Origin of the sequence: Kineococcus sp. GCM10028916, from assembly GCF_042674865.1 — a bacterium.
In the GTDB taxonomy this organism is placed as follows: Bacteria; Actinomycetota; Actinomycetes; order Actinomycetales; family Kineococcaceae; genus Kineococcus.
In genome coordinates, this window is the sequence record NZ_JBHTFM010000010.1 from 1 (window position 1) to 5,581 (window position 5,581).

General features: G+C 71.4%; 4 protein-coding genes. 1 reads left to right on the top strand and 3 read right to left on the bottom strand.

Annotated features, from left to right (window positions below):
• The first annotated feature begins 438 nt into the window (after nt 1-438).
• Nucleotides 439-1,140, top strand: coding sequence for a GNAT family N-acetyltransferase (locus ACFQ46_RS11315; protein ID WP_380259596.1), 702 nt, complete (start codon nt 439-441; stop codon nt 1,138-1,140).
• A 581-nt stretch (nt 1,141-1,721) separates the two neighbouring features.
• Here ACFQ46_RS11315 and ACFQ46_RS11320 read toward each other — a convergent pair.
• From ACFQ46_RS11320 to ACFQ46_RS11330, 3 genes are all read right to left on the bottom strand, one after another.
• Nucleotides 1,722-2,588: a glycosyltransferase gene (locus ACFQ46_RS11320; protein ID WP_380259597.1), complete on the bottom strand. Its 867-nt coding sequence runs from the start codon at nt 2,586-2,588 to the stop codon at nt 1,722-1,724.
• 348 nt (nt 2,589-2,936) lie between these two features.
• Nucleotides 2,937-3,806 carry an alpha/beta fold hydrolase gene (locus ACFQ46_RS11325; protein ID WP_380259598.1) on the bottom strand — a complete coding sequence of 290 codons (870 nt, stop codon included), beginning with the start codon at nt 3,804-3,806 and terminating at the stop codon, nt 2,937-2,939.
• 330 nt (nt 3,807-4,136) lie between these two features.
• Nucleotides 4,137-5,051, bottom strand: a complete 915-nt coding sequence (locus ACFQ46_RS11330; protein ID WP_380259599.1) for a LysR family transcriptional regulator — start codon at nt 5,049-5,051, stop codon at nt 4,137-4,139.
• Nucleotides 5,052-5,581 lie beyond the last annotated feature (530 nt).

Genomic DNA, 5,581 nt, shown 5'->3' on the forward strand with positions numbered 1-5,581 from the left:
GGTGCAGCGCGCTGGCTGACGTCTGGCCTCGGGGAGGGACGGGCAGCGAAGACGTGCCGTCCTGCACCGTCGGCGGTGCTCACTGGACGCGAGCTGCGAAGGACCTCCCCACCGGCTCGAGCACCGTCGACCGGAACCACCCGCTGTGCTCCACCGTCTCGTTCCCGGCCTGGGGTGTTCTCCACACGCGTGTGCCTGCGGTCAGGGAGGAGCTGACCTCACGGGAGGGGGCGGGCCCAGGGCTTCGACCTCGTGCAGCGGGGAACCGGCGTCGTACCCCGCGTGTGTCGCCTCCCGCGAGTTCCTCGGCTGGTACACCTGGAACTGTGCCCGGGTGGCCCCTTCTGCTCCATGACCGGCACGGCCGTCGAACTCGGAGGACCAACCCGCATCCGCCGGCACGACCCACCACCACGTGCTCCGTGAGAGGAGTCCTCGATGGCCACGCCATCACCACCACGCTTGGCGCCGTACCTCAGCCGAGCGCTCTCGACCCTGCGCCCCGAGGAGGTGAGATCGAGGGGAGGCGCGATGTGCGTGGATCCTGACCAGGCCGCCTTCGCGGTGCTGAGGCAACCCCTCGACCCTTCGGACTGGCGCGATCTCGGATCCATCGCGGGGGACGTGGCCGTCCTCGAACTCGATCCCGGGATCGCAGCACATCCTCCGTGGGTCGTCCGGCTGCGGTTCCCCGCGACCATCATGGTGTTCGCCCCTTCCCACCTGGAAACGGCACCGGACGCGCGGGTGCGAGTGCTCGGCGACCACGATCTCGAGGACATCAGGGTGCTCGCCCGTCGGAGCGGGAACGAGCACTTCCCCGAACGGGGGCTGCGGTTCGGACATCACGTCGGCGTCCACCTCGATGGCCGTCTCGTGGCCATGGCCGGGCGGCGGTTCGTGATCGACGACCACGTCGAGATCAGCTGGGTCGGATCCGACCCCGGGTACCGTCGACTCGGCCTCGGCACGGCAGTGGTGGCAGCGGTCTGCCAGGAGATCCTCGCTGAAGGGAAACGGCCGTACCTGGTCGTCGCCGACGGCAATCCGGCCTTCACCTTGTACGAGCGACTCGGCTTCGTCCCCGTGGAGCGGATCGACGGCACAGTGGTGACGCGGGAGTCCCAGGACGCCCGGTAGGACCCTCCTGGAACTCGTCGCCGGCGTGCCGCAGAACCGTGCAGGATTCCTGCGGAGCGGGCCCTGAGCCGCTCGAGCCGTCGCCGGATGCCCGAACTCGCGGGAGTCCCCCAGAGGATGAGCGGTGGAGCCGATCTTCTCCACGCTGTCCGCGAGAACGGCTCCGTACCCACCGACGGCGCGGTGCCCTGGATCAGCAGAGGAGCAGCGACCCGCGAACCACGTGCTGCGCCGCGTCAGAACGACCGCTGTTCCCCGACCTCACCTGGTCCTCGGGCGGGCTGCGGCGTCGAGAGCCGTGCTTCGGTTCGGCGGCGTGGACGTCGTCGTCTCACCCGCGGGTCCGGGTAGCTCGGAACGCCACCGTGCTGGGCCGTCCACCCTGGTGGGCTCGTTCGATCGCCGTCGCCGCGGCGGACGCGCCCTGCTCGTGCCGCAGGGTTTCGGCCAGGACCTGTGCCCGTTCCGCGGTGGGTTCGGTGAGCACCCGGCGCTGGGCGTCGACCAGCGTGTCGGCCGTCAGGTCGCGGAACGGGAACCAGGTCCCGGTGCCGCGGCCAGGTCGCTCCAGCCGGCACCGATCAGGCCGCGGACGCCGAGTTCGCGGCACACCTGCTGCACCAGGGTGAACAGGGCGGCGGGATCGGCGACGGGCATGCTGCCGAACCCGAAGTAGACCGGCGGATCGCCCGCGGCCAGCCATTCCTGCAGCGGTTCCTCCAGGTCGGCCTCCCCCACCGCTGCCGTTGCTGCGGCGAGGGGGTGATGAACCCGGTGAGGGGGAACCGCGGGGACCAGGTGGACAGCTCCGGTACCAGGACCGGGCTGTAGGCCTGCAGTTCCAGCGTCTGGGCCCGCGCCAGCCGTCGGGCCACCGGAACCGTCGTGGCCGCCAGGCCGATGGCGGCGCGGAACTGGTTGACGGAGGCAGCGGTGGCCTTCCACTCCAACCGGTCGAACAGGAGGTGGGTGGCGCGGTTGAGGGGGCGGGGCGCGCGGCGCTGGGTGAGCATGAAGGAGGTGAAGTGCGAGTTGGGCTCTCGTGGAGCGTGGTGCAGGCCCACGAAGCGCGCACCGTTCGCTTCGGCGACGGAGGAGGCTTCGTCCAGCAGCAGCCGGTCGGAGACGATGACGTCCGCCTCCGCGCACGCGGTGAGCATCGCGGCCCGCATCACCTGCGCGTGCTTCAGCTTGACCTGGACGAACCCGGCCAGGTACTCGCGCACGTTCCTGCTCTTCAGGAGCGTCTGACCTTCGGGCGAACGCAGGAACGCGCGCAGGTCGAACCCGAAGGACACCACCGGCAGTGCCAGGGTCTCACCGAAGGGTTCGAGGTCGTCGGTGGTGGCCGGCACCACCTCGTGCCCGCGGTGCAGCAGTTCGACACCCAGCACCGCGGCCGGCTGGACGTCACCCCGTGAACCCATGGCCAAGATGGTGATGCGCACGCTCAGCGCACCTCGTGACGGTGTCGATCTGAGATCGGTCGACGGTGCCGCTCCGGAGCGGGTGGCCACGCAGCGGCGGTGAGGTGCGGGGGGACTGCGGTCACGGGTGCTTCCTCCAGGGTGGGCGGGCTGGTGTTCCCGGCGTGGTCCTCGGCGCGGGGCAGCGTGAGGCGGTCTTCGACGTCTGAGCCGCAGCGGCGGGCGCGGGGCGAAGCGTCGGACCTGCACCTCGCCTCGAACCCCCGGTCGGTCGTCGTGGTCGTGGTCGAGCCGCCGGGTTCCGGGGCCCGCTCTCGCGGTGCGAACGCCGTGGCGCGGCGGATGTCGTCGCGGTGCTGATGGAGCGGGTCACGTCCCTGTCTCGTTCGAGGACCGGGTGAGGAACTCGACCACGTGGCGTGCCGTGGTGGCGGGGTCTTCCAGCATGGGGGAGTGACCTGTTCCCGGGACGAGTGCGGTCCGGACGTGCGGGAGACGGTCGTAGCGGGCGATCGAGACGGCTGCGTCGAACGTGTCGTCGTCGGGGCCGAACAGGACGAGCGAGCGTGTGCCGAGGGACGCGATCCGCGCGTCCAGCGGTTTGACCGCCGCGTAGCGCTCCTTGGTGCCCTGGGTCGTGGCGAACGTGCGGTGGCTCACGCGGCGCGCGTCGAGCAACGGCCGGCGCCGGTCGTCGAAGGCTCCCTCGAGGTCGAACCCGGCGGCGAAGAACCCCGCCAGGCCGTTGCGCAGGGCACTGTCCGGCAACCGCTTCCACAGGAGCGGTCCGATGAGGGGCGCCCGCAGGACCGTGTTCACCCTCGGAGGGTTCGCCACCGTGTAGTCGGGACCTTCGCTGAGCACGATCAGGTCGCCCGTCGCGAATCCGCCCTCGGCCAGGGCGACCGCGATCGTGGCACCCAGCGAGTGCCCGAGAGTCGCCACCGGTTGGACGCGCAGCTCCTGCATCACGTTCATCACCAGGCGTGCCTGGTCCTCGGGGCCCCGCCCACCCTGGTGGTCGGTGGAGCGGCCGAAGCCGGCCAGGTCGATCCGCACCACCCGCAAGGAAGGCAGCAGCATCGGCACGACGCGGTCGAACCAGCGCATGGACCCCAGGAGCCCGTGGAGCATCAGCAGCGACGGCCGGGCGGGGTCACCGTCTGCCCGGACGTGCAACGTCTCGCCGCCGCCGTCGATGTCCCACTCCTGCGTCGGCCAGTCTGCTCCTGCGGTCACGGCCTGGCCCCTCCGGCGTTTCGACGCGTCCTGGTGCCGGCGACGTGTCCCGCCGACCGCTGGTGGCCGACGACGAACGGTGCGGTTGTTGCTCCACTGCGATCCACGAGGATTCCTCTGCGCTCCGACGATGACGAGGGGACTCAACAGCCGCCGCCTCAGCGTCCACTGACGTCTCCCTGTGAATCACCTGCAGGGGAGAGTGGGGCGTGCACCACCTCTGGGTGCCCGTGTGCACACCGGTTCCCGCGCCACGGCGGCCCCTGTCGCCGACGGACAGGAGGCGGCGACCCCACCAGCACCGGGGTCGGCGCCCGACCGGGCCGGTGATCAGGCGGCAGGCTCGGCCCAGGGGCCGTCGACCGTTGCAGCCAGGGTGCGGGCGGCGTCGCGAGCGGTCGAGATGAACGACAGGACCGCCGGGTTCTGCTCGCCGGCGCGTGACAACAGGGTGGTGCGGCTGCGGCGCAGACCGTGCACGGGGACGAAGGCGAGACCGGCCCCCGCGCCCAGGCGGAAGGAGGCGGGGACGGCGGAGACGCCCAACCCTCCGGCGACGAGGTCGAGGACGGCGGAGGGTGCGGTGGGGACGGGGTCGAGGAGGACGTCTGCTTCCTCGGCGGCCGCGCGCAGTTGCCGCCAGCAGTGTCGGCGTTCCGCCACGGGGAAGAGCAGGACCTGCGCGCCGAACTGCGACAAGGAGATCACACCCGCCGCGACCAGCGGGTGGTCGGCCCGCAGGAGCGCGACGGTCTCCTCCTCGAGCAACGCCCGAGCCAGCAGGCCGTCGGTCGCCTCGGCGTTCCAGGACAGGGCGACGTCGGCTGCGCCTTCGCGCAGCGCTTGCGCCTGCAGGTGGTCCGGGACGTCCAGGACTTCGACCCGGACCCGTCCTGATCCCTGGCGGAAGGTGCGGACCGTCTCGGTCAACAGCCCTCCCGCCGGCGTCGGCATGGGCGCGGCGACCCGGACGACGTCCTCGCCGACGGCGCAGTCGGCAGCGACCTTCAGCAGACGCTCGTGCTGGGCCAGCACCTGCTGCACCTCGGGCAGGATTCGCCAGCCGGCGGCCGTGGGTGTCGATCCCCGTGCCGTCCTCTCCAGCAGCGTGATCCCGAGGCGACGTTCCAGCTGCTGGACCTGCCGGCTGAGAGCGGGTTGGGCCACGGCGAGGCGGGCCGCCGCGCGCCCGAAGTGCCCTTCCTCGGCCACGGTGGCGAAGGCCCGCAGGAGTCGCGGGTCCACGTCGACCGGGGGAGGGCCGCCGGCCCTGAGTGCGGAAGATTCAGACAGCACTCGGGGAGTTTAGGACCTTGACCTGGGCTCATGCCGCTGAACGGGGGGTCGATGCCGGATCGGCCTTGGACACGACCGGAACCGGCACGGCACGCTCACGACATGACCTCCGGGAAAGGCGCCGCACCCGGCTGAGAACGACACCGCACCCGAACTGTCGCGCCCTTTCTCGACCACCTGGTCCCAGCGGGCGGTTGCCGGGTGGGAACGACCTGGTGCGGCTGGAGGAGATCGACACCGAGAGCCCCGACCTCCGAGGCAGCGCCCCTGGACCGTCTCGGCCTCGCGCCCCAGGCTCGCCGCGGGACCTCAGTGGGACCTCAGCGAGACCACTGGGGCGGTGAGCACCCACTGTCCCTCGCACGGGGGGACTTCGACGACCGTGAACCAAGGAGAACGATGACTCAGCCGGACATCCAGGACCTGCGACCCACGTTGAGCGATCCGGACGTGCAGACCGCTGTGTGGTTCCTGGGAGC

Coding starts and splice junctions, on each gene's coding strand:
- ACFQ46_RS11315 (WP_380259596.1), top strand. CDS start 439: ATGGCCACGCCATCACCACCACGCTTGGCGCCGTACCTCAGCCGAGCG.